Annotated in this window: 17 protein-coding genes; 9 read left to right on the top strand and 8 right to left on the bottom strand. The window is 71.0% G+C overall.

Annotation, left to right across the window (positions count from 1 at the left end; genetic code table 11):
- The first annotated feature begins 2 nt into the window (after positions 1–2).
- The gene (locus ACQPZF_RS35275) at positions 3–914 is read left to right on the top strand and encodes a F0F1 ATP synthase subunit gamma (RefSeq protein WP_433264509.1); all 912 of its coding nucleotides are present in this window, start codon (positions 3–5) and stop codon (positions 912–914) included.
- Complete coding sequence (gene atpD / locus ACQPZF_RS35270) at positions 907–2,343, top strand: F0F1 ATP synthase subunit beta (RefSeq protein WP_433264508.1); 1,437 nt, start codon at positions 907–909, stop codon at positions 2,341–2,343. The genes ACQPZF_RS35275 and atpD overlap by 8 nt, the downstream gene beginning before the upstream one ends.
- A 109-nt stretch (positions 2,344–2,452) precedes the next feature.
- Here the strand turns inward: atpD and ACQPZF_RS35265 are convergent, their stop codons facing one another.
- On the bottom strand, positions 2,453–3,199 hold the full coding sequence (locus ACQPZF_RS35265; RefSeq protein WP_433264506.1) for an IclR family transcriptional regulator: 747 nt from the start codon (positions 3,197–3,199) through the stop codon (positions 2,453–2,455).
- A gap of 109 nt (positions 3,200–3,308) precedes the next feature.
- Here ACQPZF_RS35265 and ACQPZF_RS35260 point away from each other — a divergent pair, with 109 nt between their 5' ends.
- From ACQPZF_RS35260 to ACQPZF_RS35250, 3 genes are all read left to right on the top strand, one after another.
- Complete coding sequence (locus ACQPZF_RS35260) at positions 3,309–4,499, top strand: MFS transporter (protein ID WP_433264504.1); 1,191 nt, start codon at positions 3,309–3,311, stop codon at positions 4,497–4,499.
- Between the two features lie 77 nt (positions 4,500–4,576).
- On the top strand, positions 4,577–4,942 hold the full coding sequence (locus ACQPZF_RS35255; protein WP_433264502.1) for a F0F1 ATP synthase subunit epsilon: 366 nt from the start codon (positions 4,577–4,579) through the stop codon (positions 4,940–4,942).
- Positions 4,943–4,967: 25 nt separating this feature from the next.
- Positions 4,968–5,402 (top strand): DUF2550 domain-containing protein, encoded by a 435-nt coding sequence (locus ACQPZF_RS35250; protein ID WP_433264500.1) that lies wholly within the window; start codon positions 4,968–4,970, stop codon positions 5,400–5,402.
- A gap of 311 nt (positions 5,403–5,713) precedes the next feature.
- Here the strand turns inward: ACQPZF_RS35250 and ACQPZF_RS35245 are convergent, their stop codons facing one another.
- Entirely contained in the window at positions 5,714–6,289 is a 576-nt protein-coding gene (locus ACQPZF_RS35245; RefSeq protein WP_433264498.1) for a cob(I)yrinic acid a,c-diamide adenosyltransferase, read from the bottom strand.
- Between the two features lie 87 nt (positions 6,290–6,376).
- Here ACQPZF_RS35245 and murA point away from each other — a divergent pair, with 87 nt between their 5' ends.
- The gene (murA, locus tag ACQPZF_RS35240) at positions 6,377–7,636 is read left to right on the top strand and encodes a UDP-N-acetylglucosamine 1-carboxyvinyltransferase (RefSeq protein WP_433264496.1); all 1,260 of its coding nucleotides are present in this window, start codon (positions 6,377–6,379) and stop codon (positions 7,634–7,636) included.
- A gap of 165 nt (positions 7,637–7,801) precedes the next feature.
- Here the strand turns inward: murA and ACQPZF_RS35235 are convergent, their stop codons facing one another.
- Positions 7,802–8,392, bottom strand: coding sequence for a DinB family protein (locus ACQPZF_RS35235; RefSeq protein ID WP_433264494.1), 591 nt, complete (start codon positions 8,390–8,392; stop codon positions 7,802–7,804).
- Between the two features lie 55 nt (positions 8,393–8,447).
- Positions 8,448–8,744 carry a hypothetical protein gene (locus ACQPZF_RS35230; protein ID WP_433264492.1) on the bottom strand — a complete coding sequence of 99 codons (297 nt, stop codon included), beginning with the start codon at positions 8,742–8,744 and terminating at the stop codon, positions 8,448–8,450.
- 92 nt (positions 8,745–8,836) lie between these two features.
- On the opposite strand from ACQPZF_RS35230, the gene ACQPZF_RS35225 reads away from it, so the two are divergent.
- A complete protein-coding gene (locus ACQPZF_RS35225; RefSeq protein ID WP_433264490.1) occupies positions 8,837–10,828 on the top strand; it encodes a protein meaA in 1,992 nt (663 codons plus the stop codon).
- Here ACQPZF_RS35225 and ACQPZF_RS35220 read toward each other — a convergent pair.
- Positions 10,815–11,342 carry a cysteine hydrolase family protein gene (locus ACQPZF_RS35220; RefSeq protein ID WP_433264488.1) on the bottom strand — a complete coding sequence of 176 codons (528 nt, stop codon included), beginning with the start codon at positions 11,340–11,342 and terminating at the stop codon, positions 10,815–10,817. The genes ACQPZF_RS35225 and ACQPZF_RS35220 overlap by 14 nt on opposite strands.
- A gap of 71 nt (positions 11,343–11,413) precedes the next feature.
- On the opposite strand from ACQPZF_RS35220, the gene ACQPZF_RS35215 reads away from it, so the two are divergent.
- Positions 11,414–12,364 carry a GlxA family transcriptional regulator gene (locus tag ACQPZF_RS35215; protein WP_433264486.1) on the top strand — a complete coding sequence of 317 codons (951 nt, stop codon included), beginning with the start codon at positions 11,414–11,416 and terminating at the stop codon, positions 12,362–12,364.
- On the opposite strand, the gene ACQPZF_RS35210 is transcribed toward ACQPZF_RS35215, so the two are convergent.
- Positions 12,351–13,223 (bottom strand): hypothetical protein, encoded by an 873-nt coding sequence (locus ACQPZF_RS35210; protein WP_433264484.1) that lies wholly within the window; start codon positions 13,221–13,223, stop codon positions 12,351–12,353. The genes ACQPZF_RS35215 and ACQPZF_RS35210 overlap by 14 nt on opposite strands.
- 56 nt (positions 13,224–13,279) lie before the next feature.
- Here ACQPZF_RS35210 and ACQPZF_RS35205 point away from each other — a divergent pair, with 56 nt between their 5' ends.
- Positions 13,280–14,053 (top strand): enoyl-CoA hydratase-related protein, encoded by a 774-nt coding sequence (locus tag ACQPZF_RS35205; RefSeq protein ID WP_433264482.1) that lies wholly within the window; start codon positions 13,280–13,282, stop codon positions 14,051–14,053.
- Between the two features lie 136 nt (positions 14,054–14,189).
- Here the strand turns inward: ACQPZF_RS35205 and ACQPZF_RS35200 are convergent, their stop codons facing one another.
- Entirely contained in the window at positions 14,190–14,705 is a 516-nt protein-coding gene (locus ACQPZF_RS35200; RefSeq protein ID WP_433264481.1) for an N-acetyltransferase family protein, read from the bottom strand.
- Positions 14,702–15,238, bottom strand: a complete 537-nt coding sequence (locus tag ACQPZF_RS35195) for an NUDIX domain-containing protein (RefSeq protein ID WP_433264479.1) — start codon at positions 15,236–15,238, stop codon at positions 14,702–14,704. The genes ACQPZF_RS35200 and ACQPZF_RS35195 overlap by 4 nt, the downstream gene beginning before the upstream one ends.

Genomic DNA, 15,238 nt, shown 5'->3' with positions numbered 1-15,238 from the left:
GCATGGCGGCCCAGATTCGCGAGCTGCGCCAGCGGATCCGAACGGTCAACTCGACCAAGAAGATCACGAAGGCGTACGAGCTCATCGCCACGTCGCGCCTGGCCAAGGCCCAGGCGCGGGTCGCGGCCTCCAAACCGTACGCGGAGGAGATCACCGGCGTGCTCTCCGCGCTGGCGAGCGCCTCGGCGAACCTCGACCACCCGCTGCTGACCGAGCGCCCGGCGCCCAAGCGGGCCGGTGTCATCGTCGTGACCAGCGACAAGGGCATGTGCGGCGGCTACAACGCCAACGTGCTGCGGGCAGCCGAGGAGCTGCTGTCGCTGCTGCGGTCCGAGGGCAAGGAGCCCGTGCTCTACGTCATCGGCCGCAAGGGCGTGAGCTACTACCGGTTCCGCCGGCGGGAGATCACGGGCGAGTGGACCGGGTTCTCGCAGCTACCGCACTACGTGAACGCGGCGGAAGCCGGCGACGTCGTGGTGCCCGCGTTCATCGAGGGCACCGACGACGGCGGCCAGGGCGTGGACGAGCTGCACGTCGTCTACACCGAGTTCAAGTCCATGCTGAGCCAGCAGCCGACCGCCAAGCGCATCGCGCCGATGGAGGTCGAGTACGAGCCGACCAGGGAGAAGCTCCAGTCGGTGTACTCGTTCGAGCCGAACGCGGAGACGCTGCTCGGCGAGCTGCTGCCCAAGTACGTCAAGACCCGGCTGTTCTCGGCACTGCTGGACGCTGCGGCGTCGGAGTCGGCGGCCCGGCGGACCGCGATGAAGGCGGCGACGGACAACGCCACCGAGCTGGTCCGCAACCTCAGCCGGCAGGCGAACGCGGCCCGGCAGGCCCAGATCACCCAGGAGATCAGCGAGATCGTCGGTGGCGCCTCCGCGCTTACCGGGGGCGCAGGAAGTGATGAGTGACATGAGTGCTACTGCCACCACCACCCGCACCGGCCGTGTGGTCCGGGTGATCGGCGCGGTCGTCGACGTGGAGTTCCCGCGCGACGCCGTGCCCGAGCTGTTCAACGCATTGCACGCCGAGATCCCCTACGAGGCGGTCGCCAAGACGCTGACCCTGGAGGTCGCCCAGCACCTGGGTGACAACCTGGTCCGCACCATCTCGATGCAGCCGACCGACGGCCTGGTCCGCGGCGCGACCGTGACCGACACGGGCCACGCCATCCAGGTGCCGGTGGGCGACGTCGTCAAGGGCCACGTGTTCAACGCGCTGGGCGACTGCCTGGACGCGCCGGGCCTGGGCCGCGACGGCGAGCAGTGGGGCATCCACCGCAAGGCGCCGTCGTTCGACCAGTTGGAGGGCAAGACCGAGATCCTGGAAACGGGCATCAAGGTCATCGACCTGCTGACCCCGTACGTCAAGGGCGGCAAGATCGGCCTGTTCGGCGGCGCGGGCGTGGGCAAGACGGTGCTCATCCAGGAGATGATCACCCGTATCGCCCGCGAGTTCTCCGGCACGTCGGTGTTCGCCGGCGTCGGCGAGCGCACCCGTGAAGGCACCGACCTCCTGCTGGAGATGGAGGAGATGGGCGTCCTCGGCGACACCGCGCTCGTCTTCGGCCAGATGGACGAGCCGCCCGGCACGCGTATGCGCGTCGCGCTGTCCGCGCTGACCATGGCGGAGTACTTCCGCGATGTGCAGAACCAGGACGTGCTGCTGTTCATCGACAACATCTTCCGGTTCACCCAGGCCGGCTCCGAGGTGTCGACCCTGCTGGGCCGCATGCCGTCGGCCGTGGGCTACCAGCCGACGCTGGCCGACGAGATGGGTGAGCTCCAGGAGCGCATCACCTCGACCCGGGGCAAGTCGATCACGTCGCTCCAGGCCATCTACGTGCCCGCGGACGACTACACCGACCCCGCCCCGGCGACCACGTTCGCCCACCTGGACGCGACGACGGAGCTGTCCCGGCCGATCTCGCAGAAGGGCATCTACCCGGCGGTGGACCCGCTGTCCTCGTCGTCCCGGATCCTGGAGCCCTCCATCGTGGGCGAGGAGCACTACCGGGTGGCGCAGGAAGTGAAGCGGATCCTCCAGAAGTACAAGGAACTCCAGGACATCATCGCGATCCTGGGCATGGACGAGCTGTCCGAGGAGGACAAGGTCCTCGTCGGCCGCGCCCGTCGCCTGGAGCGCTTCCTCGGCCAGAACTTCATCGTGGCCGAGAAGTTCACCGGCCAGCCGGGTTCGTTCGTGCCGATCAAGGACACGATCGAGGCGTTCGACCGCGTCTGCAAGGGCGAGTTCGACCACTACCCGGAGCAGGCCTTCTTTAGCTGCGGCGGGCTCGACGACGTCGAGGCCAACGCCAAGAAGCTGGCCGGCAAGTAGCGGTTCGCTTGCACGGGAGGCCCGTTCGACCATTCCGGTCGGGCGGGCCTTTCGCGTGCGAGCGGTTTTCCGGGTGCGGGCGGAGTCGGCCGTGGTGGCGTCGGGCCGTTCAGTGGGTGCGCCACCCCAGGGCGCGGGAGATGGCCCGGCCACAGGCCCGTACGGCGGGCAGGACGGTGTCCGTGCGGGTGTCCGTGGGCACCACCACCGAGACGGCGGCCACCACGTCGCCTCCCGGACCTCGCACGGGAGCCGCCGCCGAGTAGGTGATCGTCTCAAGCTGGCGGTCGGAGATGGCGTAGCCGTCGCGGCGGACGGTGGCCAGCGTCGTCCGAAGGGCTTTCGGCGTGGTGATGGTGTGCGGGGTGAAGCGCTTCAGCGGCATCCTGAGGGCTTGTTCCTGGATGTCGTGCGGGGCGTGCGCGAGCAGCACCAGGCCCACGCCGGTGGCGTGCAGGGGCATCCTGGAGCCCATGCGGGTGAGGATGTTGACCGCGTCCTTCGCGGAGATCCGCTCCACGTAGACGACGTCCAGCTCGTCCCGGATCGCCAACTGCACGTTGTGGCGCGTGATCTCGAACAGGTCCTCCAGGTAGGGGAGGGCGCGTTCCCTGAGGTCGAGCGCGCCGGGCGACAGGGCGCCCAGCTCCCAGAGCCGCAGGCCGATGGTGAAGCGGCCCTGCTCGTCCCGGTCCAGGGCCCGGTGGCTGATGAGTTCCTGGACGAGGCGGTGGGTGGTGCTCAGGGGCAGGCCGGAGTGGCGGCTCAGCTCGGACAGGGTCGCCGCGGGGCGGTCCGCGGTGAAGACGGCGAGCAGGGTGAACGCTCGGCCGAGGAGGGACTTGGGGGCTGGCACGGTGTCACTCTTCCACTGATCGGAAAGGGCACTCCCGATGGGCTGGTGATGGGCCTCACCCTGTCCGCCTGAGTCGGACGTTGGTCCACTCTGGACACACGGAGGTGTCATGTCTGGTCGTTGGGTGCTCCCGCTGAGCTGGGCGGCGGTGCTGCTGGACGGGTTCGACCTCGTGGTGCTCGGCACCGTGCTCCCGGTCCTGCTCCAGGACCGGGAGTGGGGGCTCACGCAGGCCAGTGCGAGTGTGGTGTCCACCGTCGGGCTGGTGGGCATGATGGTGGGGGCGCTGGCCATCGGCACCGTCACCGACGTGATCGGCCGCCGCAAGGTGTTGATCTTCGCGGTGGCCGGGTTCTCGGTGTTCACGGCGTTGTGCGCGGTGGCGCCGTCCGTGGAGGTCTTCGGGCTGCTGAGGTTCCTGGCCGGGCTGGGGCTGGGCGGCTGCCTGCCCACCGCGATCGCCCTGGTCACCGAGTTCTCCTCGCCGGACCGGCGCGGGCGGGCCACCACGTGGATCATGACCGGGTACCACGTCGGCGCGGTGGTCACCGCGCTGCTGGGGATCGTGGTGATCCCGTCGCTGGGGTGGCGGGCGTTGTTCGTCCTCGGGGCCGCGCCCGCGCTGGTGCTGGTGCCGCTGATGCTGCGGCACCTGCCCGAGTCGCGGTCGTTCCGCGCCGCCCCGGTCAAGGACATCGTCGGGTCGCTGTTCAAGCCGGGGCTGGTGCGCGCCACGGTCGCGTTCTGGGTGGCCTCGTTCATGGGGCTGCTGCTGGTGTACGGGCTGAACACGTGGCTGCCGCAGATCATGCGGTCCGCCGGGTACCCGCTGGGCGCGGCGCTGGGGCTGCTGCTGACGCTCAACATCGGCGCGGTGATCGGACTGGTGATCGCGGGCGCGGTGGCGGACCGGGTGGGCGTGCGGCCGGCGACCATCTTGTGGTTCGCCGCGTCGGCGGTGGCGTTGGGGCTGCTGAGCGTTCGGCTGCCCGGCGTGGGCGTGTACGCGGCGGTGCTCGTCGCCGGGTGCTTCGTGTTCAGCGCGCAGGTGCTGGTGTACGCGTACGTGGGGCGCGTCTACGACGACCGGAACCGTGCGACGGGATTGGGCTGGGCCGCCGGGATTGGCCGGATCGGGGCGATCTGTGGTCCACTTCTAGGTGGGGCCTTGCTCACTGCGGGTATCGCCTACCCTTGGGGCTTCTACGCGTTCGCGGTGGTGGCGGCCCTGGGCGCGCTCGCTGTGACAACCGTCGGAGCGACCGCCAGGAGGGTGGCACCGCACGCGGACCGCGCCTGAGGGTGGCTGGGGCGGCGCGGGCTTCAGGCGACCGTTTAGACTGCACACGACTCCAGCGCCGGACAAGGGAGATGCGCGTGGCCGAGATGACCGTCCAGTTGGTCGCCGTGGAACGCCGCCTGTGGTCCGGGACGGCCACCTCGGTGGTCGCGCAGACGACCGAGGGCGAGATCGGCATCCTGCCCGGCCACGAGCCCGTGCTGGGCCAGTTGGTCGAAGGCGGCGTGGTCCGCATCCGGACCGTCGAGAACGACCTCGTGACCGCGGCCGTGCACGGGGGGTTCCTCTCGGTCACCGGGGCCGGGGTGAGCATCCTCGCCGAAGCCGCCGAACTGGCCCACGAGATCGACGTGGAGGAAGCCCGGTCGGCCTTGGCGGACCCGGACGACGTGGCACGGGCCAGGGCAATCGCGCGGCTGCGCGCCGCCGGACACTCGGCCTGACGCGCCGGACGAGCGGACAAACGCCGTGGGGATCGCCGAAGTCGTCGGGGTGGTCCTGTTCGTCGCGGTGGTGGTTCTCGCGTATGTCACCTGGCGCCGCGTTCGATTGCTTCGAGCCGGTGGGGTGCATGTCGCCCTGCGGTCCCGGCTCGATGTCAGCGGGCGGGGTTGGCATCTCGGGGTCGGGCACTACCGCGGGGATTCGTTCGTGTGGTCGCGGGTGTTGAGCTTGCGGGCCGGGCCGGATCTGGTGATCTTTCGGGATGGGTTCTCGATCGACGATCGGCGGGAGCCTGCGGCTTCCGAGACCTATGCGATGCCTGCCGGGGCTGTGGTGCTGCGGTGTCGGGGGGTCAAGGGGGAGGCGGTGGAGATCGCCATGGGGCCGGATGCGTTGACCGGGTTCTTGTCCTGGTTGGAGTCCGCGCCTCCTGGGCGGTCCATTCCCTGGGCTTCTTGAGGTTGTTGCTGCGCCTGGTCTGGAGCTTCAAGCGTCGCTCTCGGTTGGTTGGGTCGACTGCTTGAAGGGGTGCTCTCGGCCGGTCGGGTCGACTGCTTAAAAGCGGGCGCTCGCCGCTTGGCAGGCCTCCGGGGAGGTAGGGCGTCGTGTTCTCCCCGTATGGCCTGGTCAAAGACCACCACCCTTGTCCAGGGAGCGCAAGCGAAAAGCGTGCTTGCGCTCCCTGGACAAGCGCGGTTCCCTGCGGGCAGGCCATACTGTACGGGGAGAACACGAGGCCCCTGGTGGCTGCTGGCGCAGGGCTGTGTGTGTCAGGTGTTGCTGCCGCCTGGTTGCCAGAGGACGTCGCCGTCTGGGTTGGCTACTCGCGCCAGGATGAAGAGCAGGTCTGACAGGCGGTTCAGGTACTTTGCCGGCAGGGTGTTGGTGTGGTCCGGCTCTGCCTCTATGAGGGCCCAGGTGCTGCGTTCCGCTCGTCGCGTGATGGTGCGTGCCTGGTGTAGTAGCGCTGCGCCCGGGGTGCCGCCGTTGAGGATGAACGAGGCGAGCTTTTCCAGGCGGGTGTTGTACTCGTCACACCAGGATTCCAGGCGGTCCACGTAGTCCTGGGTGATGCGCAGGGGTGGGTGCTTCGGGTCTTCGGTGATCGGGGTGCAGAGGTCTGCGCCTACGTCGAAGAGGTCGTTCTGGACCTTGCGGACTACGGTGCCCACGTCGTCGGCCAGTGCGCCCAGGGCCAAGGCCACGCCCAGGGCCGCGTTGGTCTCGTCCACGTCCGCGTAGGCGGTGATGCGTGGGGAGGTCTTGGGGACTCGGGTGAAGTCTCCCAGGCCGGTGGTGCCGTCGTCGCCTACTCGGGTGTAGATCCTGGTGAGGTGAACCGCCATGTCGAGCACTGTAAGGGGCTCCGGGCACTGGCTTGATTCAGACCGTCCGTAGGATTGCGCGCAGGGCCGACGTGAGGAGTTTCCTTGGTGAGCGAGCACTTCCGGGTTCGGGGCGGTGCGCGGCTGGTTGGCGAGGTCGAGGTCGTCGGTGCTAAGAACAGCGTGTTGAAGTTGATGGCGGCGGCCCTGTTGGCGGAGGGCACGACCACCATCACCAACTGCCCGGAGATCCTGGACGTGCCGCTGATGGCCGACGTCCTGCGCAGCCTCGGTTGTTCCGTGGAACTCCACGGGGGTGTGGTCACGATCACGACGCCGGCCGAGTTGAACCACCGGGCCGACTCGGAGGCGATGGGCAAGCTCCGGGCTTCGGTGTGCGTGCTGGGGCCGTTGGTCGGGCGGTGCAAGAGGGCCGTGGTGGCGTTGCCCGGTGGGGATGCCATCGGGTCTCGGCCGTTGGACATGCACCAGAACGGGTTGCGGAAGCTGGGCGCGCACAGCGAGATCGAGCACGGCTGTGTGGTCGCCGAGGCCGAGGGGCTGCACGGGGCTCAGATCTGGCTGGACTTCCCCAGTGTCGGGGCCACCGAGAACATCCTGATGGCGGCCGTGCTGGCGAACGGCACGACGGTCATTGACAACGCCGCCCGTGAGCCGGAGATCGTCGACATCTGCGTGATGCTCCAGGAGATGGGCGCGCGGATCGAGGGCGCCGGGACGTCCACGCTCACGGTGCACGGCGTCGAGTCGCTGTCGCCGACCGAGCACCGGGTGATCGGTGACCGGATCGTCGGCGCCACGTGGGCGTTCGCCGCCGTGATGACCCGTGGTGACATCACCGTGCGCGGGGTGAACCCGCACCACCTCGACCTGGTGCTGGAGAAGCTGCGGATGGCGGGGGCCGAGGTCACCGCCTTCGACGGGGACGGGTTCCGGGTCGTGCAGGACGGGCGTCCGCAGTCGGTGGACTTCGTGACGCTGCCCTACCCCGGGTTCGCCACCGACCTCCAGCCGTTCGCGATCGCGCTGTCCACCGTGTCCGAGGGCACGTCGATGATCACCGAGAACCTGTTCGAGGCCCGGTTCCGGTTCATCGAGGAGATGGTGCGGCTCGGCGCCGACGCCCGCACCGACGGCCACCACGCCGTGGTGCGCGGGGTCGAGCGGTTGTCGAGTGCGCCGGTGTGGGCGTCCGACATCCGTGCGGGCGCAGGGTTGGTGTTGGCCGGGCTGTGCGCGGATGGGGCCACCGAGGTCTACGAGATCTTCCACATCGAGCGCGGATACCCGGGGTTCGTGGAGAACCTGCGCAAACTCGGCGCCACGGTCGAACGGGTCACTGCCTGACGGTCTGGTCGGTGCTGTCCGGCGAGGGGCGGGTCGCCGCTTTACCGTGCGGTCGGTGGTCACCGGCGGCGGGCAGGCCGCCGCTCGACGGTTCGGTCGGTGGTCTTCGGCGCGAGGCGGCTCGCCGCTTGGCGGTCTGGTCGGTGGTGTCCGCCGGTGGGCGGGTCACTGCTTGACGGCTTGCTTGGCGGTCTCCTCCAATCGGGCGCGGTAGTCCTCCCACCAGGGCTTGTCTCCTTCGGCGAGGTTGTCGTTGTCCGGTCGCAGGCCCGCTGTGCCGTCGATCAGCTCGCGGACGATGTCGGCGTGGCCCGCGTGGCGGTTCGTCTCGGCGATCAGGTGGGTCAGGATCCGGTGCAGCGTCACCTGGCGGCGTTCCGCCGGCCACCACGGCACGGCGCCGGGGCTGTCCAGGCTCAATTCTTCGATGGTGGCGTCCGCGTGTGCCCAGACGCGGTGGTAGAGGCCGATGACGTCGTCGCGGGACTCGTCGGCCGTCGCCCACATGTCGGCGTTCGGCTCGGCGTCCATCGACATCCACGCCAGGTCTTCGGGGAACGGGCGGCCGAACGTGTCGCCGAAGTAGCCCGCCTCCACCCCCGCCAGGTGTTTGACCAGGCCCAGCAGGTTGGTGCCGGTCGGGGTGAGCGGGCGGCGGACGTCGTATTCGGAGAGGCCTTCGAGTTTCCACAGAATGGCCTCGCGCGCTGTCCGCAGGTAGCGGTGCAGCTCGGGTTTCGGGTCAGGTGCGGTCATGGGGACAGCATCGCAGGGGGGTACGACAATCCCTGGTGGTCAGTGCGGTCGGTGGCTAGTGCAGGAGGAGCTTGGCGTTCGCCACGTCGGCGGGCCAGACCAGCAGGCGGTGGACGTCGCCGCGGCGCACGACGGTCGTCCTGATGCCCGCTTGGCGCAGGCGTCGGGCGAGGACGTCGGCCGCCTCGACCGTGGGCACCGCGGCCACCTCACTGAGCAGGCCGAAGTCGTCTCCGGTGTAATCGGGGACAGCACGTCGGTCGTTGCCGAACGCCCAGCGCAGCAGGAGCGCCAGGACCGTCAAGACCACGACCAGGAGCAGGGTCTGGGTGAGCGCGGTCACGGTGTCCATGCTCCTCCCACACCGATTCAGTGAGCAACGGCACGCCGGCGGCTGAGTTACTCGTCAGTACGCTACGGGGAACAACGCCGTAGGAGGTTGCCGTGCCGTACCCGGCCGACCGCGAGCGCGACCGCCCGTGGGTGATGCGCACTTACGCGGGACACTCCAGCGCCGCCGCGTCGAACGCGCTCTACCGCCGCAACCTCGCCAAGGGGCAGACCGGTCTGTCCGTGGCGTTCGACCTGCCGACGCAGACCGGCTACGACCCCGATGACGAGTTGGCCAGGGGCGAGGTCGGCAAGGTCGGCGTGCCGATCAGCCACCTCGGCGACATGCGCCGGCTGTTCGACGAGATCCCGCTGGCCGAGGCGAACACCTCGATGACGATCAACGCGACCGCCATGTGGCTGCTCGCGCTGTACGTCAGCGTCGCCGAGGAGCAGGGCGCGGAGCGGGCCGCCCTGTCCGGCACGACGCAGAACGACATCATCAAGGAGTACCTGTCCCGCGGCACGTACGTGTTCCCGCCCGGACCGAGCCTGCGGCTGATCACCGACATGGTCGCGTGGACCGTGTCGAACGTGCCGAAGTGGAACCCGATCAACATCTGCTCGTACCACCTCCAGGAGGTCGGCGCGACGCCGGCGCAGGAGATCGCGTACTCGATGTCCACCGCGATCGCCGTGCTGGACTCGGTGTTCGACTCCGGCCAGGTGCCCGAGGAGCGGCGCGGCGAGGTGGTCGCGCGCATCTCCTTCTTCGTGAACGCCGGGGTGCGGTTCGTCGAGGAGATGTGCAAGATGCGGGCGTTCGTCCGGCTGTGGGACGAGATCACCCGCGACCGGTACGGCATCCAGGAACCCAAGCACCGCCGGTTCCGGTACGGGGTGCAGGTCAACTCGTTGGGGCTGACCGAGGCGCAGCCGGAGAACAACGTCCAGCGGATCGTGCTGGAGATGCTGGCTGTCTCGCTGTCGCGGGACGCCCGCGCCCGCGCGATCCAGCTCCCCGCGTGGAACGAGGCGCTCGGCCTGCCTCGTCCGTGGGACCAGCAGTGGGCGCTGCGGATGCAGCAGGTGCTGGCGTACGAGACGGACCTGCTGGAGTACGAGGACCTCTTCGAGGGCTCGCGGGTCGTCGAGGCCAAGGTCGAGGAGATCCTGGCCGGCGCGCGCGCCGAGATCGACCGCGTGCAGGCGATGGGCGGCGCGGTGGCGGCCGTCGAGTCCGGGTACATGAAGTCGGCGCTGGTGTCGTCGCTGGCGGAACGGCGGCGGCGGGTCGAGTCCGGCGAGGACGTCGTGGTGGGCGTGAACAAGTTCGCCACCACCGAGCCGTCGCCGCTGCAGGCCGAGGGCGCCAACGCGATCGAGACCATCGACCCGATCGTGGAGCAGCAAGCGGTGGAGGCCATCCGGGAGTGGCGGGCGTCCCGGGACGACGCCCTCGTCCGGTCCACTTTGGACTCGTTGCGCGCGGCGGCGAAGACGGACCGGAACTTGGTCGAGGCCACCATCGCGTGCGCGCGGGCCGGGGTGACGACCGGCGAGTGGGCGTCCGCGCTGCGTGAGACGTTCGGCGAATACCGCGCTCCCACCGGGGTTTCCGCCGCTTCCGCCTCCGGTGAGGCGGGGGTGGAGATCGCCCGGGTCCGCGAACGGGTCCGGGCCACCGGCGAGGAGCTGGGCGAGCGGTTGCGGATCCTGGTCGGCAAGCCCGGTCTGGACGGGCACTCGAACGGCGCGGAGCAGGTCGCCGTGCGGGCGCGGGACGTCGGGTTCGAGGTGGTGTACCAGGGGATCCGGCTGACGCCCGCGCAGATCGTCTCGGCCGCCGTGCAGGAGGACGTGCACGTCGTGGGCCTGTCCATCCTGTCCGGCTCGCACCTGGAGGTGGTGCCGGCGGTGGTCGACGGCCTGCGCGCGGCGGGCGCCGGGGACGTGCCGGTCATCGTCGGGGGCATCGTGCCGCCCGACGACGCCGGCAAGCTCCGGGAACGCGGTATCGCCCGGGTGTTCACGCCCAAGGACTACGAGCTGACCCAGATCATGGACGAGATCGTGACCGTGGTGCGCGAGGCTAACGGCCTGTGACGTCCTTCGTGGACACGATCTCGGCGAACCCGCCGCCGCGCAGGTTCGTGGCGGTGGCCTGGGCGAGCTGGTCGGCGGTCAGGTCCTCCAGGTCGAACGTGAAGGTGGCGTCCAGGACGACCCGCACGCGGTAGCCCAGGTTGCCGCCCACGCGGGCCGTGGTCTCGACGCACATGTTGGTCTGGATGCCCGCGAGCACGATGTCCGTGATGCCCCGGTCGGTCAGCCACGCGTGCAGGTCGACTTCGCCGTGGAACGCGGAGTTCACCTTCTTGGCGAACATCAGGTCGGGGTTGGCGTCGGCCAGCTCGGGCTTGAACCGGTTGCCTTCCTGGCCGGGGGCGAGCAGCGAGTCGGGCTTGGTGGAGTCGTGCCGGACGAGGACCAGCGGGCCGCGCCAGTGGTCGAGCAGCGCGGCGATGTTGGCCTCCGCCTCGGGGTTGTTGCGGGCGCCCCAGGCCGGGTCGTCGAAGCCGCGCTGGACGTCGATGAGGATCAGTGCCGTGTCGGTCATGTCTTCATGGTGCTGCTCGGTGGCGCGGTGAGGGGAGTGGCAGAACTGGCGCGTTAAGGTACTTTCCTGCCATGCGCACAGTCGGTGTCCTGGTGTTGCCCGGCAGCCGGATGTTCGACATCTCGGTGGTCGGCGAGGTGTGGGCGGTGGACCGGTGCGACTCCGGGATCGGGCCGTTCGAGTTGCGGTTGTGCGCGCCGGGGCGGGTGGCCACTCCGGTGCACCCGGTCGGGGTCGTCCCCGCCACGCACGGGCTCTCCGGGTTGCGGGGCTGCGATCTCGTCGTCGTGCCGGGGCGGGTGGACCCGTTGGCGGAAGTGCCCTCGTCGGTGGTTCGCGCGTTGCGGGCGTTCGACGGCACGGTGGCGGCGTTGTGCTCCGGAGCGTTCACGTTGGCCGAGGCCGGGATGCTGGACGGGCGGGAGGCGACCACGCACTGGCGGTTGCTGGACGCGTTGGAGCGCAGAGCGCCGCGGGCGAAGGTGTTGCGGGACGTGTTGTTCGCCGACGAAGGCGACGTGCTGACGTCGGCGGGCGTCGTCGGGGGGCTCGACCTCTGCCTGCACCTGGTGCGCCGGGCGCACGGCGCGGACGTGGCCGCCGCGCTCGCCCGCCGGCTGGTGATGCCGCCGACGCGGGAAGGCGGGCAGCGCCAGTACGTCGAGCCGCCGTTGCCCGGCCGGGCCAACCGGGAAGGGCTCGCGTCCACGGTGGACTGGGCGGTGGACCGGCTGGCCGAGCCGATCGGCGTCCCGGACCTCGCCGGGCACGCCGGGCTCAGCGAGCGGACGTTCCACCGGGTGTTCCTCGCCGCCACCGGCAGCACGCCGGGGCGGTGGCTCCAGGCCCAGCGGGTGCTGCTCGCGCAGCGGCTGCTGGAGACCACGGACCTGCCGGTGCACCGGGTCGCCGAGCGGTCCGGGCTCGGCACGGCGGCGAACCTGCGGCGGCGGCTGCGGGCCGAGCTGGGCGTCGCGCCCGACGCCTACCGCCGCACCTTCCGCGTGCCTACCGCGTCGTGACGGCGATGACCCCGCCCTGGTCGTCCACCAGCAGCCGGTTGCCCAGCGGTTTGGCCAGCTTCACCTGGTAGGGCTCGGTCATCAGGGCCAGCGTGCGCGGGCAGTCGCCCACCTCGCCGATCGTGCGCAGGGTCACCGTTACGGCCGTGTCGGTCTCGGCGACCACCGGCTCGTTGCGGGCGGGCTCGTCGCCGAGGCACGGGTATGGCGGCGAGGCCATGGTGACCGTCAGCTCCGTGCCGCCGCCGGTCGCGGGTCCGGAGACGATCGCCGGGCGCACCTCGCCGGGCTTCCAGAACGCGGCGGGCGGCAACGCGGGCCACGCGACCACGCTGCCCGCCTCGGTGGTGAACCGCCACGCGGGCAGCGTCCAGGGGCCCCGGTCGGTGGGGAACTCGGCCGCGCCGAACTCGGCGGCGACCAGCTTCACCGCCGGCGGAGCGGGCGTCGGGTTCGGCGGGGCGGTGTCCGGTCCGGTGGTGAACAGCGGGGTGGTGCCCGGTGGGGTGGCCTTCGGTCCGCCCGCCTGCGCGGCCATCGCCCGCAACGCGTCGGCCGGCCCGATGAACGTCACCGTGGTGGGCCCGTCCGGCAGGGTGACCGCCGCGGGCTCGGGCGTGGCGGGCAGCAGCCCGGCGAACTCGAACGCCCCGCTCGCCGAGCCGAGCTTCTCGTCGCCGTCCCGGAAGCCGTCGACGACCTCCAGCATGGGTCCGATCAGCACGATCGGGCGAGGTGACGCCGACACCGGGAAGTCGGCCGGCGGCGGTGCGGCCGAGGGCGCCTGTCGGCCCTCGGAGTGGTTCGCGGTCGCGCAGCCGGTCAGCAGCACGGCCAGTGCGAGCACTCGCAGTCTCATGTGCCCAGGACGGAGCGCGCCGAGCGGGTGGTTGCACGGCCGACTACGGTCGGAACATGGCCGAATACCAGCACGTTCGCGTCGAAGCGGCGGACCACGTCGTGCGCGTCACGATGGACCGCGCGAAGAAGCGCAACTCGCTGTCCGCGGACCACCTCGCCGAGCTGCTCGCCGCGTTCCGCTCGGTCGCCGCCACCGACGCCGTGGGCGTGGTCCTGGCCGGGGAAGGCCCGGTGTTCTCCGCCGGCCACGACTTCGCCGACGTGGCCGCGCGCGACCTGGAGGGCGTGCGCGACCTGCTCACCCTGTGCACGGACCTGATGCGCACGATCGAGTCCGTGCCGCAGGTCGTGATCGCGCGGGTGCACGGCCTGGCGACGGCGGCGGGCTGCCAGCTAGTCGCCTCGTGCGATCTGGCGGTGGCGTCCGAGGACGCCGGCTTCGCGCTGCCCGGCGGCAAGGCCGGCTGGTTCTGCCACACCCCGGCGGTGCCGGTGGCGCGGGCCGTGGGGCGCAAGCGGCTGATGGAGCTGGCGCTGACCGGCGACGTGGTCGACGCGGCCACCGCCGAGCGGTGGGGCCTGGTCAACCGGGTGGTGCCGGCGGCGGAACTGGACGAGGCCGTCGACGACCTGATGCGCCGGGCCACCCGGGGCAGCCGGGCCAGCAAGGCGTTGGGCAAGCAGACCCTGTACGCCCAGCTCGACCGGCCGGAGGCGGATGCCTACGCGATCGCGGTCGAGGTGATGGCCGCCGCTTCGCAGACGCCCGCCGCGAAGGAGGGCATGGCGTCGTTCCTGGAGAAGCGGCCGGCGGAGTGGACCGACTAGCGGCGGTCGACCGGGGCCGCCGGGGCCTCGACCGGCTTGGCGCCGGCCGGCCGGTGCGGGAACCCGCCGAGCCGGGTCGACGGGTGCCCGCGGCTTCCGCCCGCTCGACGCGACCCCGGGCGGGCGGTGCGGCGCGCTAGATCCGCTTGTAGAACACCGTGGTCGGGCGCAGCACGCCGCTCGGGTCGGCCGCGTAGTCCGGGATGACGCCGACCTCCGTCCACCCCGCCGACCGGTACAGCGCCTCGGCCGGGGAACCGGTCTGCGTGTCCAGCGTCAGCAGCGTCGTGCCGCGGTCCGCCGCGCCCTTCTCGGCGGCGGCGAGCAGTTGCCGCCCGAGACCCGAGCCGCGGGCGCGGCGCAGCACCATGAGCTTCGCGATCTCGGCGCGGTGGGCGCCGTTGAGGGTGGAGGTGAACCGGACCTGCACGGTGCCGGTGATCCGGCCGTCCGTCCGCGCCACCCACACCGCGAGCACGCCGTTGGCCACGGCCGCCGCCTGCGCGCGCCACCACGACACGGCGTGCGGGCGGGGCAGCGGGGTGAGGAAGCCGACCGACGCGCCGCCCGCCACGGCGTCGGCCAGCACGTCGGCGAGTTCTTCGGCGTCCGCCAGCACGTCGGTGGACAGCAGCTCCACGACGTCGGTCACGGCTGGGCGTGCTCGTGCAGCAGGAGCAGGGTGTACGCGGCGATCGACTGGGCGTCGGTGATCTCGCCGCGCGCGATCATCGCCTCGAACTCGGCACGCGGGAACCACGCCGAGCGCATGTCCTGCTCCTCGTGCTCCCGCTCGTGGAAGCCCTCGGTGAGCCGGGTGGCCAGGAACACCCGGCCGCGCTGGCTGGACATGCCCGGCGCGACGTCCAGCAGGCCCAGCTCCACCAGCTCGCCCGCGCGCAGCCCGGTCTCCTCCCGCAGCTCCCGCTCGGCGAGCGCCAGCGGGTCCACGTCGGCCCGTTCCGGCGCGGTGCCCTGGGGGAACTCCCAGCGCCGCAGGCCGAGCGGGTACCGGAACTGCTCGACCAGCCGCAGCCGCTCCCCGTCCAGGGGGATGACCAGCGCGTAGTCGGGCTTGTCCACCACGCCGTAGATCCCGGTAGTGCCGTCCGCCCGCCGGATGGGGTCCTCGCGGACCGTCATCCACGGGTTCGCGTACACCTCACGCGATCCAAGGGTTTCCAC

The organism is Actinosynnema sp. CS-041913, from assembly GCF_050942485.1.
Taxonomy (GTDB): Bacteria; Actinomycetota; Actinomycetes; order Mycobacteriales; family Pseudonocardiaceae; genus Actinosynnema.
The sequence above is the reverse complement of the archived record's forward strand: the minus strand, read 5'-3'. Positions and strand labels throughout refer to the sequence as shown.